The following is an 18,061-nucleotide window of genomic DNA, read 5'->3' as shown; positions in this document are numbered from 1 at the left end:
CCTTCGTTCAGGAGCGGGCGAGCAGGGTGCGGGCACGGCGCTCGTCGGCACGCATCGCGGCGACGAGGGCGTCCGGCCCGGGGAACGTGCGCTGCCGCCGGAGCCGACGGCCGACGGTGAGCTCGACAGGGGTGCCGTACAGGTCGCCGTCGAAGTCGAGCACGTGGATCTCGACGGTGCGCGGCCGGTCGGCGAAGGTGCTGTTGCTGCCGATCGACACGAGCGCCTCACGGGCACCGGACCACGTCGGCGCGGTCAGCCAGCCGACGTAGACCCCGTCCGACGGAACAGCGCCCGCGTCGTCGGGCAGCAGGTTGGCGGTCGGGAACCCGAGCCCGTGCCCGACCCCGGCGCCGTGCACGACCGCGCCGGTCAGGACCACCGGTGCGCGACCCGGCAGGGACGCCGCCGCCACGAGTGCCCCGAGGGCCGCCAGCGCCAGGGCACCGAGGGCCACCGCGTCGGTCGACACCGCGAGCAGCACGGCGGTGACCGTGCTGCCCAGGACGGCACCGAGCTGCTTCACGGTGTTGAAGGTGCTCGACGCCGCACCGATGGTCGCCGGTCCGGCGCCGAGCACCGCCGCGAGCGAGAACGGCGACCAGACGAACGCGTTCGCGACCCCGAAGCCGGTGAACGCCGTCGCCACCGCCCAGAGGGGTGCGGCGGTCCCGATGAGCACGGCGGTCAGTGCCACCGAGACGACGAGCAGGACGGCGCCGATGGTCGCCGTCGCACGGGGGCCCGCGGTGTTCGTCGTGCGGCCGACGAACGGTGCGGCGGCCAAGCAGGCGACCCCCATCGGCACGAGCACGAGGGCCGCGGCCCCCGGCCCGAGACCACGTCCGTCCTGCAGGTCGAGCATGAGCGGGATCGGGGCAGAGCCGACGCAGAACGACGCGGCGGTCGCGCCCCACGAACCGGTCACGAACCCGCGGTCGCGGAACAACCCGAGCGGGACGAGCGCCCGGTCCCCCGCGCGGCGCTGCACCGTGAGCACCGCAGCGACGACGAGTGCGCCGAGCACCACCAGGCCGGCCCGCGGCAGGGGTGCGGCGAGGACGCCGTCGCCCGTGCCCTGGACCCCGACGACGACCGCGAACACCCCGGCGGTCACCCCGACGACGGCGAGCACCGGCAGGGGCACCGCGATGCGTCGGGACACCGGCACGAACCGGAGCACGGCGACGGCGGTGACGATGCCGACGGGCACGTTCACCAGGAAGACCGACGGCCACCCCCACGCCTCGACGAGCACGCCGCCGACGATCGGACCGGCGACGGTCGCCGCGCCGCCGCCGGCGCTCCAGACGGCGAGGGCGACGGCGAGCCGGGGTGGTTCGAACAACGAGCGGATCACCGTCAGGCACTGGGGTGTGAGCAGTGCGGCACCGACGCCCTGCGCGGCGCGCCAGACGATGAGCCCGCCGATGCCCGGTGCGAACGCGCACCCGACCGACGCGACGGTGAACACCGCGAGCCCGAGCAGGTAGACCCGGCGGTGCCCGAAGCGATCGCCGAGCCGTCCGGCGACGAGGAGCGGCACGGCGAACGCGAACAGGTAGGCGCTGTTCACCCAGACCGACAGCGACGCCTCGGTGCCGAGGTCGCTGCCGATGTCCGGCAGGGCGACGGACACGATCGTGCTGTCCAGCAGCAGCATGAAGAAGCCGAGGCAGAGCCCGCCGAGCGCGAGCCACCGACGGGCCGGGGTCACCTCACACCGCCAGGTTCTCGCGGAGCGTCGACCCCGGGTACCGCGGCGCCAGGGCACCTCGGGCACGCAGCTCCGGCACGAGCAGCTCGCTCAGGTCGGCGAACCCGGTGGGCATGCCGAGCGGGCTGGACAGCATGTAGCCGCCGCGTCCGCCGGTGGCCGCGAAGTTCTCCTGCAGGGCGTCGGCGACCCCCGCGGCGTCGCCGACCAGCATGTGGTCGAGGCCCGTCGCGGCACGCCAGCCGTGCTCGAAGAAGTCGTCGCGCTCCATGGTGTGGTCCTCGCCGAACTCGGCGACCAGGCTGCCGACCAGGCCGGCCGGGCTCGCCTGCGCGGCGACGATCTCGTCGCGCAGCTCGCCGAGGCGGAACGTCTCCGGGAGCGTGGAGAAGTCGTACCCGGCGTTGTGCGAGATGAAGGTGCCGACGGCCTCGCGGTTCCAGAACGACAGCAACGAGTCACGGCGGGCGGCGGCCTCGGCGTCGGTGGCGCCGACGATGACCTGGGTCGCCCAGAGGATCCCGACGCCGGACGGGTCCCGACCGGCGTCGGTGAGCGCTGCGTCGAGGGCGTTCCGGTGCCGGAGCTGTCCGGCGACGCTCGATCCGAACCCGAACACCAGGTCGGCGAACGACGCACTGGCGGCGATGCCGCGCGGCGAGCTGCCGGCCTGCACGACGACGGGGTGCCGCTGCGGACTCGGGACGCTCGCGAGCGGGCCGCGCACCTTGAAGAAGCGGCCGTCGTGGTCGATCGGGTGCACCCCGGCCGGGTCGGCGAACCGCCCCGTCGCGCGGTCGCGGACGATCGCGTCGGGGGCGACGGAGTCCCAGAGCGCACGGCAGACGCCGATGAACTCCTCCATCCGTTCGTACCGCAGGTCGTGGTCGATCAGGTGGTCGGACCCGTAGTTCGCCGCGTCCGCGCCCCGCGACGAGGCGACGACGTTGAACGCCATCCGCCCGCCCGTGACGTGGTCGAGCGAGTTGAGCAGTCGGGCGACGGAGAAGGGGTGGGTGAACGTGGACGAGTAGGTGAGCCCGAACCCGATGTGCTCCGTGACGGTGGACATCGCGGCGATCACGGGCGACATGTCCTGCCGGGGCCACTGGATGCCCCACTCGACGGCCGGGTCGATGCTGCCGCGCCACGTGCTCGGCACACCGGACCCGTCGCCGAAGAACAGCATGTCCACGCCGGCGCGCTCAGCGGTCCGGGCGACCTCCATGTACATGCGGACGTCGGGGAAGTCCTGGCCGACCCAGCTGCCGGCCGCTGCCCACCGCCCCTCGGTGTGGGTGAAGGACAGGTCGTAGGCCAGGTGCATGCCGCTCATCGCGAACCCACCGGCGAAGCGGACGCAGCCGCAGACGCGGACGCAGCCGCAGATGCAGACCCGGACGCAGCAGCAGCCGCGCGCCACAGCGCCACCGCCTCGTCGGCGTCGGTCACGACGCCCACGTTGAGGTCGATCAGCGTCAGTGCGGCGTCGTGCACGTCGGTGTCGTACGCGGCGGTGGCGTCCTGCGGGACCACCACGGGCCAGCCGAGCTGCATCGCGTCCTGTGCGGTGGCGAGGACGCAGCACTCGGTCGTGAGTCCCACGACGGTGACCCAGCCGATCCCTGCGGCGGTGAGCCGGGCCTCCAGGTCGGTGCCCAGGAACCCGCTGTAGCCGCGCTTGACGACGCGTGTCTCACCGGGGGCGGGCGCCGTTCGGTACCACTCGGCGCCCTCCGTGCCGATCCGGCACGGCTCGTCGTCCGGCATGGGTCCGGCCGGGTCGCCCCCGCGCAGCCACGTGCTGGAGCGCCACGGCCGCGCCGGGTCGCTGCCGAGTTCGACCCAGACGACGGGGACGCCCGCTGCGCGGGCCTCGTCGACGAGCGAGCCGATGCGGGTGACGGCGGCGTCCACGGCGACGGAGGCGCGGTCGTCGAGTCCGTACGGCGCGATCCGCGCCGGCTCACCGAAGTCGCGCTGCACGTCGACGACGACGAGCGCGGGCGGGAGCGCTGATGACACCAACTGTGCGAGCCGCGGGTCGCGACCCGCGTCGAGTCCCCCGGTCACCGGACGACCGCCGCGTCGTGCTGGCGGAGCGCCGGCAGGACGGTCTCCCCGAACAGCACCATGTCCTGGTCGTACTCGGGGAAGATCAGCATCAGGCCGTCGAGCTCGCCCCGGTCGACGATGTACTCGATGTGCTCGGTGACGGTCTCGGCGGACCCGGCGACGTACGCGGTCTGGAACGCGTCCTCACCGGCAGCACCGTCCGCCCAGGCACGCGCCTGCTCGGCGGGGACGCCCCACGACGCCCGCATCGAGGCCAGTGCTTCGCGGTCGACGCCGGCACCCCACTCGCGCACCTTCCGCTGCGCGGCGGCGTCGGTCTCGCCCTGCACGACCGTGAGCATCGAGTAGGTGCGGCACTCGCGTCCCTCGGCGGCGGCACGGTCGTGGACGTCGCGGGACAGGTCGCGCATCTCGTCCAGGCTGTCCGCTGCCAGGAAGGCGCCGTCGGCGTGCTTCGCCTGGAACGCCCGGGCTGCCTCGGACTTGCCAGCGCTGATGATGGTCGGCCGCGATGCGGGGTGGGGGCGGGACTCGCACGCGTCGAGGTCGAAGTACGGCGTGTGCATCGTCACGCTGTCCTCGGTCCACAGGCGCGTGACCGCCTCGGTCCAGAGCTCCGTCATCCGGTACCGGTCGGCGTGGCTGAGAGCCGCGTCCCAGATCCCGAACTGCTCGAACTCCGCCGCGTAGGCGCCGTTGACAATGTTCATGCCGGCCCGGCCGCCGGAGAGGTCCTGCAGCGTCGTGTACATCTTCGCGGCGACCGCCGGGTTGTGGACGTTGGCGTGCATCGTCGCCCAGATCTTGACCCGCTCGGTGGCCTCGGCGATGCCGGCCATCATCGTCATCGACTCCAGGGATCGGCCCCAGTGGTCGGTGGAGCCGCCGAAGCCGCGCCACTTCGCCATCGACATCACGAAGTCCAGGCCGATCGTCTCGGCGTGCAGCGCCGCCCGCTTGTTCCAGGCGTAGGTCGCCTCGGGGTGGGGTGCCGTGGTGGAGAGCATCCACCCGCCGTTGCCGATCGGGAGGAAGATCCCGTACTCCTTCGCGGGCATCTCACGCCGCCTTTCTGGTCGTTGCGGAACACTCGGTGGCGAAGGGACTCACGGTGCCGGCCACACGGTCTCGCCGTCCTTCGTGATGGCGTCGATGTACTCGTTCGTGAACCAGCTCTTCGCGTCGTCGGCGGTCACGGAGCTCTTGACGATGTCGAACTGGTGCAGCATGTCGACGAGCTTCGTCACGTTCTCCGGGTCGATCCCGCCGAGGGGCTGGTCCGGCGTCGGGTTGTCCGCGATGACCTTCGTCTCGGTGGTCCAGATCTTGGTGTTCTGGGCGGTGTCGTAGGTGGCGCCGGACAGCTTCGCGGCGTACCCGACGCACTGCTTGGTCTTCGCCTCGCTCGCGGAGCAGAAGTCGTAGGCGTGCAGGGCTGCGCGCAGGACGTCCTCGACCGCGGTCGGGTGCGCCTTCGCGAAGGCGGGGTTCACGGCCATCGCGCCGATCGACGAGGGGATGTCGTAGTCGACGGGCTGCCAGACGGTGACGTCGTCACCGGCGGCCTTCAGCAGGTTCGGCTCGTTCGACACGAAGCCGGTCAGCGCCTCGAGGCCGTTCTGCTTGCGGGGCAGGACGGACGGGTCGTAGCCCTCCTTGACGAGCGTCAGGGAGTCCCACTCGACGCCGGCCTTCTCCATCATCGCCCGGACCGACGCGGGGACGTAGCCCTTGTGGCCGACGACCTGGCCGTCGAGCTGCGGCAGCTTCGTGATGTCCTTGTTCGTCATCAGGACGTCGAGGCCGGCGTTCGAGTACGACGAGATCCCGGTGATGTCGATGCCGTTCGCGCGGGCCTGGATGAGGTCCTGCTCGGCGACGGCGGACACGGTGGCCTGGCCGCTGGCGAGGAGCTTCGTGTTCTGGGCGGTGTCACCCGAGCCCGGCTTGAGGGTCACGTCGAGGCAGAGGTCCTTGAAGTAGCCGAGCTCGTCCGCCGCGATGTACTCGAGGATCGACGCCGACGACTGGTACTGGTAGCCGGACAGGTAGGTGATCTTGCCGGCGTCCTGGTTCTCCTTGCACCGCTCGGCCGAGATCGCGCTGCCCTCGGACGAGGTGGTGCCGGCGCTCGAGCCGGTGCTGCAGCCGGTGAGCGCGAGGGCGACGACGGCGGTGGCGAGGGCCGCGAGTGCGGCCTTGGTGCGGTGCGTGGTGCGGTGCGTGGTGCGGTGCGTGGTGCTGTGCTGCATGGTGCTGTGCTGCATGGTGCTGTGCTGCATGGTGCTGTGCTGCATGGTCACTCCTGTGGGAAGGGATGGGTGGTGCAGGGCGGGTGCGGGTGCAGGTGGTGCGGGTGGGTCTGTGGGGTCGGTGGGTCGCCTGACGTCGGCCGGGAGGCGCGGCTGACGTCGCGCGGGCAGGCTCGCGCCGGCGGGTGGTGCGGCAGGGCCGCGGGGCGGCCGCGGGGTGCGTCGGACCGCGCGTCAGTCGTTCGCGGTGCGGTGCCAGTGCAGGACGCGCCGCTCGACGAGCGTGATGAGTCCGAGCAGGACCACGCCCATCACCGCGAGGATCGCGATCGCCGCGTAGACGACGTCGAGCTGGTTCATCGACGACGCCGTGCTGATCACGGTGCCGAGGCCGCCGGTGGAACCCGAGGCGGAGAGCTCCGCGACGACCGCGCCGATGATCGACAGCGGGAACACGATCCGGAGCGCTGCGAACACGAACGGCAGGGCGTTCGGGATCCGCAGGTGCACGAGCATCTCGAACCGGGAGGCATCGATCGTCTTGTAGACCTGCAGCACGGGCTGCGGCACGGACCGGAGGCCCGCGGCGGTGTTGATCAGGATCGGGAAGAAGCAGATGAGTGCCGTGATGACGAGCTTCGGCAGCGGCCCGAACCCGAACGCCACCACCAGGGCCGGGGCGATCGCGACGAGGGGCGTGACGTTCAGCACGATGGCGATCGGCATGACCGCACGGCGGACGATCGGCAGCTCACTCGTCAGCACCGCGAGCACGAAGGCGGCGAGGAACCCGATGGCCAGGCCGACGAGCGACTCCGCCAGGGTGATGCCGGCGTTCTGCAGGTAGTAGGGCAGCTGCGTGGCGAGGGTCTCCCCCACCGCGGGCAACGGCGGCAGCAGGTACGGCATCGCCGTCGCGCCGATCTGCCAGAGCACCGCCAGGACGGCGAGCATCACGACGAGGGGCAACCAGACGGTCGGTCGGAGCCAACCGGGCACCGGTCGGCGCGCGGTGCGTCGTTCGGCGTCGGCCGTGGTGGCGGTCGCGGCGGGCGTGGAGGTGGTGGTGGCGCTCATGGTCCCGTCTCCCTCAGGCCGCATCGGTCATGCGCCAGGCGCTGTGCAACCGGGTCCGGACCAGGTCTTCGTACTCGTGGAACCGCTGTTCCTCGAACAATCGCTGGTTGCGCGGGCGGGGCAGGTCGATGTCGATGACGTCGACGATCCGGCCGGGGCGCGGCGCCATCACGACGACGGTGTCCGACATCCGGACGGCCTCGGACACCGAGTGCGTCACGAAGAGCACCGTCGTGCGCAGCTCGTCCCACAGGTCGAGCAGCTGGTCCTGCAGGCTCTCGCGGGTGAACTCGTCGAGCGCCGAGAACGGCTCGTCCATCAGAAGGACGTCGGGGCGCAGGCCGAAGGCCCGGACGATCGCGGCACGCTGCTGCATGCCGCCGGACAGCTGCGCGGGGAGCTTGTCCATCGCCTCGCCGAGCCCCGCCATGCGCAGGAGTTCGCGCATGTCCGGGCCGGTGCCGGTCGTGCGCTCCTCGAGGTCCTCGATGACCGCGCGGCGACGACCGGCACCCGGGTTCACGCGCCCGGCGAGCGACACGTTCTGCAGCACGGTGAGCCAGGGCAGCAGCGCCGGTGCCTGGGGCACGAGTCCGATGAGCTTCGCCGCGCAGGCCTGGGCCGGCGTGACACCGTGCACCCGGACGTCACCGCGGTCGGCGGGCTCGAGCCCGGCCACCAGGCGGAGCAGCGTCGACTTCCCGCAGCCGCTCGGGCCGATGAGCGACACGAACTTCCCGGGTTCGATCGTCAGGCGGGCGTCGTCGAGCGCGACCATGGCGCTCGGGCCGCTGCCGTAGACCTTGCGCACCGCGTCCACGCGGACCGCTGATGTGGTCATCCGTTCCTCCATACCGTCGGCGAGCACGCAGGCTCGGTCTCGTATGGCGGAGAGCGTGCGTCGCGAGCTCGGGTTGGTCTGCGACGCGGAAATCCGCTGCTGGTGACGAGGTTAGGACGCCCGTGTTACGGAGTCGGACCACATGTGTTGCGAACGTGTGAACGAGTGCGCGGCTCAGCGCGGCGTGGGCACCGTGGTCTGCCCGTCCCAGACGAGCACCTCGACGCCGAGGTCCTCGGCGGCCACCGCCACCCACCCGGCGAGCGCCCTCGCCGCGGGTTCGGCGACGACGAGCACGGCCCGCTCCACGCCGGGGACCGACCGCCGCAGCCACAGCAGCTTGAACAGGTCCGCCATCACCTTGTTGCGCCAGGCGGGCTTGTAGGCGCCCTGGTTCGCGACGAGCTGCACGACGACGCGGTCGGCGTCGTCGATGCCCTCGACCTCGACCCGGGCGCGGTCGAGCACGACGGTGCGCGGGCGGAGGACGACGCCGAGGGCGGTGCCGGTGTGCTCGAGCATCCGGCGTTCGACGGAGTCGGGGGCGAACCTGCCCCACTCGGAGCGCGCGACGGGGACCTCGGTCATGTCGGCAGTGTAGGCGGGCCAGCCGCTCCGGATCGACCGGCGCATCAGACCGACCGCGCGGCCGCCTCGAGGGCCTCGGCCGCCTCCCCGGCGCGCACGATGTCGCCGTCGCTGACCGACCGCGCGTTGTACTCGGCTTTGGTCTTCACCGCCAACAGCACTTCGAGGTGCTTCGCGACCGACTGTCCAGCAGCCGCACGCAGCACGGGTACCGCTTCGTCGTGTGCTCCCGATCGCGAGTACTTGCCGGTCCGAGCGACGCAGATCGCGTCAGCCGCGGCGATGCCGCTGAGGACGCACTGCGTGACGAACGCGTTCGCGAACTGCGATCCGGCGCTGAAGACCCCTGCGTCACCGCCGAGCGCGCGGAGGACCTCTGCAGCTTCGAGGAACTCCGTCGCCTTGGCGAGCCGGCCCCTCCGGAACGACTCGTCGCCCGGTGCGGTGGTGCCGGTTCGCGGGGTCATCCAGTCAGGGTACGGAGCTTGCGGGACAGCCATCGACCATCGCCTGCGATGGGAATTCCGTCCCGAGCAACCGATGCGAGGAGCGGGTCGGTGCCATCGATCTCGTCCTCGTCGAAGACGACCGGCCGCACGGCGTTCCCGGTCCACCGCCCGGCCGTTCGGCACAACGCGTGGATCTGGTCCTCTGCCTCCGCACGTCGGCCGTGCTCGACGATGAAGCAGACATCGAGGTCGCTGTCCGGCCGCATCTCACCACGGGCGCCGGAACCGAAGAGCGCGGCGTACCGGAGGGGGATCGATCGACAGCCCGATCGGAATCGTTCGAGGAGCGCGCGCCGGAGAGAGGCCAGAGCGGTGATCGCATCGGCGGCGAGGTGTTCCCGGTTCAGGCTGAACGACTTCGTCCGTCCGGTCCGGTGCCCGTCGACGACACCCTGCTCGACCAGCCGATCCGCGCTGTTCCGGACCCCGGCGTACGACCGGTCCGGCACCAGGCTGCAGATGTCCGCGATCGTCATCGGTCCTGGCGCTCGTGCCAACACGGCGAGCACATCGCCGTCCACGGAGGTGGTCACCGTCGCGAAGGGGGACTGCAACTGCATCGGAACCTCCGATCGGATACGAGTAGAAATCTACCACTTCTAGTAGATTTCTACTCGTATCTGAGCATCTTCGTCAGACGACCGACCACCCACCGTCGCTCGGCAGCACGGCGCCGTTCACGTTGGCGGAGTCGTCGCTGAGCAGCCAGGTGATGGCCGCGGCGAGCTGCTCCGGCTGCGCGACCGGCGGGATCGCGACCTGCATGATGGGGCCGACCCGGCTGGCGGCGTACTCGCTGCGCATCGGCGCCTCGATGTTCGTCGCGACCGCACCCGGCGCGACCGCGTTGGCCCGGATGCCCTGCGGCCCGTGGAAGAACGCCACGCTCTTGGTGAACCCGGCGATCGCGTGCTTCGACGCCGTGTAGGCGGCACCCGCTGCCGAGGCGCGGAGTGCGGCCTCGGACGCGACGTTCACGACGGCGCCGCGGCCGGCGGCGATCATGTGCGGCAGGACGGCACGGGTGAGGCGCATCGGTCCGGTGACGTTGACGCTGAAGACGCGGTCCCAGGTGGCGTCGTCGACCTCGCTCGGCGGCAGGAAGGCGTCCATGATGCCGGCGACGTTCGCCAGTCCGTCGATGCGGTCGCCCGCGGCCGCGATGAGTGCATTGATGGTCTCGGTCGCGGCGACGTCGCCGACGACGGTCTCGAGTTCGAGGCCCTCGAGTTCGGAGCGGAGCGCGTCGAGGCGTTCGGCGACGACGTCGGTCGCGATCACCCGCCCGCCCTCGTTCGCGATGCGCGTCGCCGTGGCGCGTCCGATGCCGGAACCCGCCCCGGTGACGATGATGGTCCTGCCGGTGAAACGTCCGGCGGTGGTGTCGGTCATGTCGTCTCCTCACTGAGAGGCGCTCGCTGCGCCACGATGGTTATAGCACTCAGTGCCGAAAGGACTCCATGCGCCCGACGAGCGACCGGCCGACGAGCGATCGACCGACGAGCGATCGACCGACGGGACGCCCCCGCACGATCGACCCGGACGCGGTGTCCCTCGTGGCGCTGCGGCTGTTCGACGAGCAGGGCTTCGACGCCGTGTCGATGGCGGACGTCGCGACAGCAGCCGGCGTGAGCCGCCGGTCGTTGTTCCGGCTGTTCCCGAACAAGGCGGCGCTCGTCTGGGGCGGGCTCGACGAGTTCGCCTCGCGGTTCGGTGACGCACTCCGGCAGCGGCCGTCCACCGAGTCGTCGTCGGTCGCCCTCCGCGCGGCGTACCGGATCGGCGCGACCTTCCCCGACGACGCCGTCGAGGTCACCCGCCACCGACTGCGTGTCATCCGCGCCAACCCCTCGCTCGAGCACGTCGGCGCGGCCACGGTCACGACCCTGACCGACGCGATCGTCCGGTTCGTGGCCGAGCGGGACGGCGCGACGCCCGACGACCTCGCGGTGTCGGTGCGTGCGCACGCCCTGGCGGCCGCGGCGAGCGCGGCCCTCACCTGGTGGGCGCTGCACGGCGACGGCCGACCGGAGGACGTCGTGGACCGCGCACTCGCCCTGCTCGCCTGAGACGCGCCCTGGACACGACCACCGGACGGACGGGAGGCCCGTGGCGGGCGCGCCACGGGCCTCCCGTCCGTCACCCGGCCGGGCTCAGCCCATCGCGCGCTTCCCACGGACGTCGCGCGACAGCGCGTCGATGCGCGCCACCTCGTCGTCAGTGAGCCGCACATCGGCGGCTGCGACGTTCTCGGCGACGCGTCCGGGGTTGCGCGATCCGGGGATCGGGACCAGGTCGGCGCGCTTCGCCAGGATCCAGGCCAACGCGAGCTGCGAGAGCGAGACGCCCTTCGCGTCGGCGATCTCGGTGAGTGCGGCGACGACGGCGACGTTCGCGTCGAAGTGCTCCGGCGCCCACCACTCGAGCTGCTGACGGATGTCGTCGGCCGCGTAGGCGCTCGCGGGCTGCACGGCACCACTCAGGAACCCGCGCGCCAGGGGCGAGTACGCGACGACGCCGATGCCGAGCTCGTCGACGAGGGGGAAGAGCGCCTCGGACTCCCGCGAGAAGACGGAGTACTCGGTCTGGAACGCCGAGATCGGGTGTACAGCGTGCGCACGGCGGATCTGGTCGGCATCGGTGTTCGACAGGCCGAGGTACCGGACCTTGCCAGCCTGCACGAACTCCTGCATCACGCCGACGACGTCCTCGATCGGGACGGCCGGATCGTGGACGTGCTGGTAGAGCAGGTCGATCGAGTCGGTGCCGAGGTTCTGCAGGCTCGCGTCCACCACCTGCCGGATGTGCTCCGGTCGGGAGTCCGGCGCGTAGGCCTCGGGCGTGAACCCGAACTTCGTAGCGATCGTCACCTCGTCGCGGATCGGGGCGAGCGCCGCGCCGAGGAGCCGCTCGCCGGTCCCCCAGCCGTACAGCTCGGCCGTGTCGAAGTGCGTGACGCCGAGTTCGTGGGCGTGCCGGATCGCGGCGACGGACTCGGTGTCGTCGCCGGGTCCGTACGCGAACGTGGTGCCCATGGCGCCGTAGCCGATGGCGCTGACGGTGAGGCCCTGTCGGCCGAGGGTGCGTTGCTGCATGGTGCCGTCCCTTCGTGACGTGTGGTGGTCATGCGAGTGGCACTGTACGCCACCACTGTCATAGTCTGACAACTTGGACCGAAGATGACGTCGCGGTACGATCGACCCCGTGAGCGACGCGCGAACCGGCCTGCGGGACATCACCCGCGATGCCGTCCGCGCGCGCATCGCCGCCGTGGCACTCGAGCGGTTCGACACCGACGGGTTCGACAACGTCACCGTGGAACAGGTCGCCGCCGAGGTCGGGATCTCGGCGCGGAGCTTCCACCGGTACTTCCCCGCGAAGGAGGACGCCGTCATCGGCGACCCCGCGCGACACCGGGACGCCCTCGCCGGGGCGTTCCGGTCGCGGTCGACGACCCAGCCGGTGTGGCCCGCGCTGCGCGAGGCGTTCGCCGAGATGCTCGAGCGCGGCAGCACCGACGACCCCGAGACCGGACGACGGTCCGTCCGCGTGATGACGAGCACGGCGTCGCTGCGCGCGCGGAACCTCGAGAAGCACCAGGCCTGGGCGGACGTCCTGACGCCCCTCGTCGTCGAGCAGCTCCACGGGCCCGACGCCGACCTGCGGGCGCGGGTCCTCGTGCAGGCCGCCCTCGGGTGCTTCGACGTGTCGATCACCACCTGGGCCACGGGCGACGACCCCGACGCGGCTGCGATCCTGCGGCGCGCGTTCGACGGCATCGCACCGAGCACCTGACGAGCGGACACGCGCCGTCGCCCGGCGGTATCGTCCGGGCATGAACGTCACCGGACCGTCGCCGTACTTCCAGTTCGCCGGCACCGCCAGGCAGGCCCTCGAGCACTGGCGAGGGGTCTTCGGCGGCGAGGTCCAGATCGCGACCTACGCCGACTTCTCACGGACCGACGGCCCCGCCGACGCGGTCGCCCACGGGCAGCTCACCGGCGGGCTGCAGCTCTTCGCCGCCGACGCGAGCGAGACCGACGAGCCGTTCGCAGCGACCGGTCTGCTGTTCTCGCTCCTCGGGGCCGACGAACCCGACGTCCTGCGGCGCTGGTTCGACGCGCTCGCCGAAGGTGGCACGGTCGTCGACGCCCTGCAGCAACGGCCGTGGGGTGACTGGGACGGCACCGTGCGGGACGCGTTCGGCGTCACGTGGCTGATCGGGTTCGAGGCGTCCGCGCTGGGATGATGGGCGCATGACCGATCGCCCCGCCGTCCTGTTCGTGTGCGTCCACAACGCCGGACGCTCCCAGATGGCCGCGGGGTGGCTGCAGCACCTCGCCGGTGACCGCGTCCGGGTGTTCTCCGCCGGCAGCGAGCCCGCCGACCAGGTCAACGCCGTCGCCGTGCAGGCCATGGCCGAGCAGGGCATCGACATCGCCGACGCCCGACCGGCGGTGCTCGAGACCGAGACCGTGCGCGAGTCGGACGTCGTCATCACCATGGGCTGCGGGGACGCCTGCCCGGTGTTCCCCGGCAAGCGGTACGAGGACTGGGACCTCGCCGACCCGGCCGGGCTGGGGATCGAGCAGGTCCGCCCGATCCGCGACGACATCCGGATGCGGGTCGAGCGGTTGATCGCGTCCCTGTAGCCGGTTACTGCTGGTCGGACGGCAGCAGCGGCGCCCAGTAGGCGTCCGCGCCGTCGGCCTGCACGGCGTCGCGCTCGAACCGGAAGCCGTAGTCGCGCACGAAGTCGAGTGCGGCGGCCTGCTCGTCCTCGGCGTCGTCGTGCGCGGCGTCGAACAGGTACACGCCGTGCCCCATCTTCACGCCCGAGTCGCTGATCACCGTGAGGTCCCAACGCCCCTCCTCGGCGCGTTCGATCCGTACGACGGCGGCCTGTGCAGCGGTGAAGTCAGCCATGCCGTCAGCCTACGGACGGCGCCCCGGCGGCGTTCAGGGTCCGCCGCGCCCACTACGCTGAGCACCGTCACAGGCCCGGATGAGCGGAGAACGAAGTCATGTCAGTCGGATTGCTCGCCGTGGTGGACGACATCCTCTCCGCGGCCCTGAAGGCGAGTGCGAAGACCGCCGGTGTCGTCATCGACGACGCCGCGGTCACCCCGCAGTACGTGCAGGGACTCGCGCCGGCCCGGGAGCTGCCGGTCGTCGGTCGCATCGCGCTCGGCAGCCTGTTCAACAAGTTCATCATCATCATCCCGCTGGCGCTGCTGCTCACCGCGTTCGCGCCCTGGGTGCTGCCGTACCTCCTGCTCATCGGCGGGACGTACCTGTGCTTCGAGGGCGCGGAGAAGGTCACCGAGTGGTTCGGCGTCCACCACGGCACAGGCAGCACCGACTCGGTCACCGAACCGAAGCTCGTGTTCGGCGCCATCCGGACCGACCTCATCCTGAGCACCGAGATCATGCTCATCGCCCTGGCCGGTCTCGACCCCGACCTCGGGCTCTGGCCGACACTCGGTGCACTCATCGTGATCGGGCTCGTCATGACCGCGGTCGTCTACGGCGCGGTGGCCTTGCTGGTGAAGATCGACGACGTCGGTCTGCAGATGATGAAGAACTCGGTCCGCCGGACCCGTCGCACAGGAGCGCGGATCGTGCGGGCGATGCCGACGGTCTTCCGGGTCATCAGCGTCATCGGCACCGTGGCCATGCTCTGGGTCGGCGGTCACCTGGTCATCGCGAACCTCGCCGAGACCTTCTGGCACGGCCCGTACGACCTGCTGCACACGATCGAGCACGCGATCGAGGCCGCGGGCCCGGTGATCACGTGGGTCGTCGACACCGCGGTCTCGGCGCTCGCCGGCGTCGTCCTCGGCATGGTCGTCGTGGCGATCGTCCTCGGCATCGGTCGCCTCCGCGGGAAGCACTGACTGACACTGCTGTTCCGCCGTCGGAACACGAGTGTTCCGACGGACCACTCGTCGATCGACTCGTGGTCCGTCGCAGAACGGGTGCGCGCGACCCACGCCGCGCGCCTACCCTGGCGCGCATGGCAACGGTGCGACAGGTCCAGGTGACGTTCGACTGCGCCGAGCCGGAGCGGGTCGCCCGGTTCTGGTGCGAGGTCCTCGGCTACGAGGTGCCTGCTCCCCCGCCCGGGTTCGACGACTGGCAGGCGTTCAACGCCTCGCTCCCGCCCGAGCACCAGGACTCCGCCTTCGCGTGCGTCGACCCGACCGGCGTCGGCCCGCGCTTGTTCTTCCAACGGGTACCCGAGGGCAAGACGGTGAAGAACCGCGTGCACCTGGACGTCCGGGTCGGCACCGGTCTGGTCGGCGACGAGCGTCTCGCAGCGCTCGACGCGGAGAGCGCTCGCCTCGTCGCGCTCGGCGCGACGCAGTTCCGCCGCATGCTCGCGGATCAGGTCAACGAGTCCTGCATCGTGATGCAGGACGTCGAGGGCAACGAGTTCTGCCTCGACTGACCCGCGAGCGCGCGCGGGCTCAGGCCACCGGCCCGTAGAGCGGCGTCTCCGCCTGGTCGAGCTCGAGCTCGGCCGTCTGCTGGATGAGCGCCAGCAGGTCGGCGTCGAGCCCGGGGGCGAACTCCTCGAGTCGCTCCGGCGCGATGAACGACGGCACGCCGGCCGGGGCCTGCTCGGTCGCGGTCAGGTCCGTGCCGTCCTTCGACGGTGACGCCCCGCGGAAGATCTTGCCCGCCTCCGAGGCCCCGTCGAGGTCGAAGCTGTACTGCTTGCTCTGCAGCCCGAGGTCGAGGAGCTCCTTGACCTCCGGGAACCGCTCGGCGTTCGTCTTCGGGATCGGCAGCAGGGTCTTCCAGTCGACGCCGAGGGTCTCGAGCGCCTTCGCGTAGGCGTTCTCGTGCGCCTGGTCGCGGACGATCAAGTACGCGACGGTGCTGCGCGCGGTGGGGTTGTCCGTCATCTCGTAGATCCGGCACTTCTGCAGCCGACCGGTGGACTCGAGCATCAGGTTGTAGAGCAGGTCGAGCGGCAGGTTGCCGGAGTTGTAGACGTAGCTGCCGCTCCACGGGTTGCCGGCCGCGTCGACCGGCAGGGCGCCCTGAGCGCCGACGAGGTAGTGGTGGATGTTGCTCGTGTCGAGCGCGATGTTGAGCGGCGTCGCACCCTTCGCACCCGGCTTGTCGAGCGGATCGGTGAGCTTGCCGGTGTACTCGGGCGAGCCGTCGAGCAGGCGGGAGATCGTGGTGCCGATGAGCTCGACGTGGCTGATCTCCTCGGTGCCGACACCCTGGATGAGGTCGCGGTACGGCTTCGCCGCCGGGCCGCGGAAGTTCATCGCCTGGAACAGGTACTGCATCATCGTGCGCATCTCGCCGAACTGCCCGCCGAGCCCTTCCTGCAGGGCGTTGGCGGCTGCCGGGTCGGGCTCGCCGTCGGCGATCTCGTTGATCCAGGTCTGTGCGTGGAAGTACATGGGGCCTCCTTGCCGTCCGCGACGGATCCGCCGCGTGCCTCACCGTCGTCCGGCCTCCCTGGCAGGCGACACGGGTCGTCCGCTCAGCGCGGTATCGTCGTCGGCGCCGCACCGCAGCGCCCGGAAGGACCCCCGAACCGATGACCGTCAGTCACGCCGTCGACACCGCCGACCTCGACGACCTGCTCGCGCCGGACCAGGTCCTCCGCGACCCGGCGTCGCTCGAGCGGTACCGCCACGACGACGCCGAGTGGGCCGACTCCGCGGCACCGCTCGCCGTCGTCCTCGCACGCAGCACCGACGACGTCGTCGCCACCGTCCGGTGGGCGGCAGCCGCCGGCGTGCGGGTCGTGCCGCGCGGCGCCGGGACCGGGCTGTCCGGCGGGGCGAACGCGATGGCCGGATCGGTCGTCCTGTCCCTCGAGCTGATGGACGCGGTGCTCGAGGTGAACACCGACGAGCGCTACGCGGTCGCCCAGCCCGGTGTGATCAACGACGCACTGCGGGCTGCCGTCGCGGAACACGGACTCTGGTACCCGCCGGACCCGGCGAGCTCGGCCATCTCGACGATCGGCGGCAACGTCGCGACGAACGCCGGCGGGATCTGCTGCGTGAAGTACGGCGTCACCCGCGACTACGTGCTCGGGATGACCGTCGTGCTGGCCGACGGTTCCGTGGTGGAGCTCGGACGCCGCACGGCGAAGGGCGTCGCTGGGTACGACTTGGCCGGCCTGATGGTGGGCTCGGAGGGCACGCTCGGCATCGTCGTGTCGGTCACCGTCAAGCTGCTCCCCCTGGCCGGACGCGACGAACGCGCCGTGATCGGCTACTTCCCCTCGCTCAGCGCCGCCGGGGACGCCGTCGCCGCGATCTCGCGTGCCGGGATCATCCCCGCCGCACTCGAGATCGTGGACCGGACCTGTCTGCGGGCCGTCGACGACTGGATGCACCTCGGGCTGCCGTCCGACGTCGACACCCTGCTGCTGGCCCGGGTCGACGAGCGTGGTGCCGCGGGGGACGAGCTCGCCGACCAGGTCGCGGCCGTCTTCGCGCAGGCCGGCGGCACCGACGTCGAGCGCGCCACGGACCCCGACGACATCGACCGGCTGTTCCAGGCACGGCGACTGGCGTACCCGGCACTCGAGCGGCTCGGCCCGGTGCTCACCGAGGACATCTGCGTGCCCCGCAGCGCGGTGCCCGAGATGCTCCGCCGGATCCAGGCGACCGCGGCAGCGCACGACGTCACCATCGCGAACATCGCGCACGCCGGCGACGGCAACCTGCACCCGCTGATCATCGCTCCCGAGGGCGACGACGCCGCGAAGGCCCGCGCGAAGCAGGCGTTCGACCAGATCGTCGCGGACTGCCTGGCACTCGGCGGCACCGTCACGGGAGAGCACGGCGTCGGTCTGCTCAAGCTGCCGGGCCTGCGGCAGGAGCTGGGCGAGCGGGTCCTCGCGATGCACCGTGCCGTCAAGGACGCCCTGGACCCGGCGGGGACCCTGAATCCCGGCAAGGCGTTCTGAACGCACGTCGACGACGGACGGGAGGCCCGGGGCCAGCTGGCACCGGGCCTC

The 18,061-nt window shown here is 71.4% G+C and carries 21 protein-coding genes; 7 read left to right on the top strand and 14 right to left on the bottom strand.

The genetic code is table 11. The annotated features are described in order from the left end of the window. Positions 1-7: 7 nt before the first annotated feature. The 11 genes from ITJ60_RS17100 to ITJ60_RS17050 form a co-directional block, all read right to left on the bottom strand. Positions 8-1,717: an MDR family MFS transporter gene (locus ITJ60_RS17100; protein ID WP_323749207.1), complete on the bottom strand. Its 1,710-nt coding sequence runs from the start codon at positions 1,715-1,717 to the stop codon at positions 8-10. A 1-nt stretch (position 1,718) separates the two neighbouring features. Then, the gene (locus ITJ60_RS17095; protein ID WP_123340573.1) at positions 1,719-3,053 is read right to left on the bottom strand and encodes an NtaA/DmoA family FMN-dependent monooxygenase; all 1,335 of its coding nucleotides are present in this window, start codon (positions 3,051-3,053) and stop codon (positions 1,719-1,721) included. After that, positions 3,050-3,742, bottom strand: coding sequence for an isochorismatase family cysteine hydrolase (locus ITJ60_RS17090; RefSeq protein ID WP_323749206.1), 693 nt, complete (start codon positions 3,740-3,742; stop codon positions 3,050-3,052). The genes ITJ60_RS17095 and ITJ60_RS17090 overlap by 4 nt, the downstream gene beginning before the upstream one ends. A gap of 44 nt (positions 3,743-3,786) precedes the next feature. After that, positions 3,787-4,851: an LLM class flavin-dependent oxidoreductase gene (locus ITJ60_RS17085; protein ID WP_194648802.1), complete on the bottom strand. Its 1,065-nt coding sequence runs from the start codon at positions 4,849-4,851 to the stop codon at positions 3,787-3,789. A 48-nt stretch (positions 4,852-4,899) separates the two neighbouring features. Next, complete coding sequence (locus ITJ60_RS17080) at positions 4,900-6,090, bottom strand: ABC transporter substrate-binding protein (protein ID WP_228510600.1); 1,191 nt, start codon at positions 6,088-6,090, stop codon at positions 4,900-4,902. 189 nt (positions 6,091-6,279) lie between these two features. Then, positions 6,280-7,122, bottom strand: coding sequence for an ABC transporter permease (locus tag ITJ60_RS17075; RefSeq protein WP_173170619.1), 843 nt, complete (start codon positions 7,120-7,122; stop codon positions 6,280-6,282). A gap of 13 nt (positions 7,123-7,135) precedes the next feature. Continuing rightward, complete coding sequence (locus ITJ60_RS17070; RefSeq protein WP_194648801.1) at positions 7,136-7,963, bottom strand: ABC transporter ATP-binding protein; 828 nt, start codon at positions 7,961-7,963, stop codon at positions 7,136-7,138. A gap of 174 nt (positions 7,964-8,137) precedes the next feature. After that, positions 8,138-8,551, bottom strand: a complete 414-nt coding sequence (locus tag ITJ60_RS17065; RefSeq protein ID WP_194648800.1) for a hypothetical protein — start codon at positions 8,549-8,551, stop codon at positions 8,138-8,140. 44 nt (positions 8,552-8,595) lie between these two features. Continuing rightward, the gene (locus ITJ60_RS17060; RefSeq protein ID WP_194648799.1) at positions 8,596-9,018 is read right to left on the bottom strand and encodes a hypothetical protein; all 423 of its coding nucleotides are present in this window, start codon (positions 9,016-9,018) and stop codon (positions 8,596-8,598) included. Next, positions 9,015-9,620 (bottom strand): nucleotidyltransferase domain-containing protein, encoded by a 606-nt coding sequence (locus ITJ60_RS17055; protein WP_194648798.1) that lies wholly within the window; start codon positions 9,618-9,620, stop codon positions 9,015-9,017. Before ITJ60_RS17055 ends, ITJ60_RS17060 begins: the two co-directional genes overlap by 4 nt. Before the next feature lie 73 nt (positions 9,621-9,693). Beyond that, complete coding sequence (locus ITJ60_RS17050; RefSeq protein ID WP_194648797.1) at positions 9,694-10,452, bottom strand: SDR family NAD(P)-dependent oxidoreductase; 759 nt, start codon at positions 10,450-10,452, stop codon at positions 9,694-9,696. 68 nt (positions 10,453-10,520) lie between these two features. Between ITJ60_RS17050 and ITJ60_RS17045 the strand changes: the two genes are divergently transcribed. Beyond that, positions 10,521-11,129 carry a TetR family transcriptional regulator gene (locus ITJ60_RS17045; RefSeq protein ID WP_194648796.1) on the top strand — a complete coding sequence of 203 codons (609 nt, stop codon included), beginning with the start codon at positions 10,521-10,523 and terminating at the stop codon, positions 11,127-11,129. Positions 11,130-11,213: 84 nt separating this feature from the next. On the opposite strand, the gene ITJ60_RS17040 is transcribed toward ITJ60_RS17045, so the two are convergent. Beyond that, on the bottom strand, positions 11,214-12,155 hold the full coding sequence (locus ITJ60_RS17040; RefSeq protein WP_194648795.1) for an aldo/keto reductase: 942 nt from the start codon (positions 12,153-12,155) through the stop codon (positions 11,214-11,216). 109 nt (positions 12,156-12,264) lie between these two features. On the opposite strand from ITJ60_RS17040, the gene ITJ60_RS17035 reads away from it, so the two are divergent. From ITJ60_RS17035 to ITJ60_RS17025, 3 genes are read left to right on the top strand one after another with little or no spacing between them, the layout of a single operon-like run. Further along, positions 12,265-12,855, top strand: a complete 591-nt coding sequence (locus ITJ60_RS17035) for a TetR family transcriptional regulator (RefSeq protein WP_307861005.1) — start codon at positions 12,265-12,267, stop codon at positions 12,853-12,855. 40 nt (positions 12,856-12,895) lie between these two features. Next, a complete protein-coding gene (locus tag ITJ60_RS17030) occupies positions 12,896-13,309 on the top strand; it encodes a VOC family protein (protein WP_194648794.1) in 414 nt (137 codons plus the stop codon). Between the two features lie 7 nt (positions 13,310-13,316). Further along, complete coding sequence (locus tag ITJ60_RS17025) at positions 13,317-13,712, top strand: arsenate reductase ArsC (RefSeq protein WP_123672903.1); 396 nt, start codon at positions 13,317-13,319, stop codon at positions 13,710-13,712. A gap of 4 nt (positions 13,713-13,716) precedes the next feature. Here the strand turns inward: ITJ60_RS17025 and ITJ60_RS17020 are convergent, their stop codons facing one another. After that, positions 13,717-13,986, bottom strand: a complete 270-nt coding sequence (locus ITJ60_RS17020; RefSeq protein WP_123294645.1) for a hypothetical protein — start codon at positions 13,984-13,986, stop codon at positions 13,717-13,719. Positions 13,987-14,084: 98 nt separating this feature from the next. Here ITJ60_RS17020 and ITJ60_RS17015 point away from each other — a divergent pair, with 98 nt between their 5' ends. Beyond that, entirely contained in the window at positions 14,085-14,957 is an 873-nt protein-coding gene (locus ITJ60_RS17015; RefSeq protein WP_194648793.1) for a DUF808 domain-containing protein, read from the top strand. 119 nt (positions 14,958-15,076) lie between these two features. After that, positions 15,077-15,511, top strand: coding sequence for a VOC family protein (locus tag ITJ60_RS17010; RefSeq protein ID WP_194648792.1), 435 nt, complete (start codon positions 15,077-15,079; stop codon positions 15,509-15,511). 19 nt (positions 15,512-15,530) lie between these two features. Here ITJ60_RS17010 and ITJ60_RS17005 read toward each other — a convergent pair whose 3' ends face one another. Next, complete coding sequence (locus ITJ60_RS17005) at positions 15,531-16,484, bottom strand: manganese catalase family protein (protein WP_194648791.1); 954 nt, start codon at positions 16,482-16,484, stop codon at positions 15,531-15,533. A gap of 140 nt (positions 16,485-16,624) precedes the next feature. On the opposite strand from ITJ60_RS17005, the gene ITJ60_RS17000 reads away from it, so the two are divergent. Next, positions 16,625-18,010 (top strand): FAD-binding oxidoreductase, encoded by a 1,386-nt coding sequence (locus tag ITJ60_RS17000; RefSeq protein ID WP_194648790.1) that lies wholly within the window; start codon positions 16,625-16,627, stop codon positions 18,008-18,010. Positions 18,011-18,061 lie beyond the last annotated feature (51 nt).

The organism is Curtobacterium sp. VKM Ac-2884 (genome assembly GCF_015350945.1).
GTDB lineage: Bacteria > Actinomycetota > Actinomycetes > Actinomycetales > Microbacteriaceae > Curtobacterium.
Note: the sequence above shows the minus strand (reverse complement) of the source record. Positions and strands in the feature narration are given on the sequence as shown.

Coding starts and splice junctions, on each gene's coding strand:
- ITJ60_RS17065 (WP_194648800.1), bottom strand. CDS start 8,551: ATGACCGAGGTCCCCGTCGCGCGCTCCGAGTGGGGCAGGTTCGCCCCC.
- ITJ60_RS17025 (WP_123672903.1), top strand. CDS start 13,317: ATGACCGATCGCCCCGCCGTCCTGTTCGTGTGCGTCCACAACGCCGGA.
- ITJ60_RS17070 (WP_194648801.1), bottom strand. CDS start 7,963: ATGACCACATCAGCGGTCCGCGTGGACGCGGTGCGCAAGGTCTACGGC.
- ITJ60_RS17000 (WP_194648790.1), top strand. CDS start 16,625: ATGACCGTCAGTCACGCCGTCGACACCGCCGACCTCGACGACCTGCTC.
- ITJ60_RS17050 (WP_194648797.1), bottom strand. CDS start 10,452: ATGACCGACACCACCGCCGGACGTTTCACCGGCAGGACCATCATCGTC.
- ITJ60_RS17030 (WP_194648794.1), top strand. CDS start 12,896: ATGAACGTCACCGGACCGTCGCCGTACTTCCAGTTCGCCGGCACCGCC.
- ITJ60_RS17005 (WP_194648791.1), bottom strand. CDS start 16,484: ATGTACTTCCACGCACAGACCTGGATCAACGAGATCGCCGACGGCGAG.
- ITJ60_RS17080 (WP_228510600.1), bottom strand. CDS start 6,090: ATGCAGCACAGCACCATGCAGCACAGCACCATGCAGCACAGCACCATG.
- ITJ60_RS17040 (WP_194648795.1), bottom strand. CDS start 12,155: ATGCAGCAACGCACCCTCGGCCGACAGGGCCTCACCGTCAGCGCCATC.
- ITJ60_RS17075 (WP_173170619.1), bottom strand. CDS start 7,122: ATGAGCGCCACCACCACCTCCACGCCCGCCGCGACCGCCACCACGGCC.
- ITJ60_RS17060 (WP_194648799.1), bottom strand. CDS start 9,018: ATGACCCCGCGAACCGGCACCACCGCACCGGGCGACGAGTCGTTCCGG.
- ITJ60_RS17015 (WP_194648793.1), top strand. CDS start 14,085: ATGTCAGTCGGATTGCTCGCCGTGGTGGACGACATCCTCTCCGCGGCC.
- ITJ60_RS17020 (WP_123294645.1), bottom strand. CDS start 13,986: ATGGCTGACTTCACCGCTGCACAGGCCGCCGTCGTACGGATCGAACGC.
- ITJ60_RS17055 (WP_194648798.1), bottom strand. CDS start 9,620: ATGCAGTTGCAGTCCCCCTTCGCGACGGTGACCACCTCCGTGGACGGC.
- ITJ60_RS17085 (WP_194648802.1), bottom strand. CDS start 4,851: ATGCCCGCGAAGGAGTACGGGATCTTCCTCCCGATCGGCAACGGCGGG.
- ITJ60_RS17095 (WP_123340573.1), bottom strand. CDS start 3,053: ATGAGCGGCATGCACCTGGCCTACGACCTGTCCTTCACCCACACCGAG.
- ITJ60_RS17045 (WP_194648796.1), top strand. CDS start 10,521: ATGCGCCCGACGAGCGACCGGCCGACGAGCGATCGACCGACGAGCGAT.
- ITJ60_RS17010 (WP_194648792.1), top strand. CDS start 15,077: ATGGCAACGGTGCGACAGGTCCAGGTGACGTTCGACTGCGCCGAGCCG.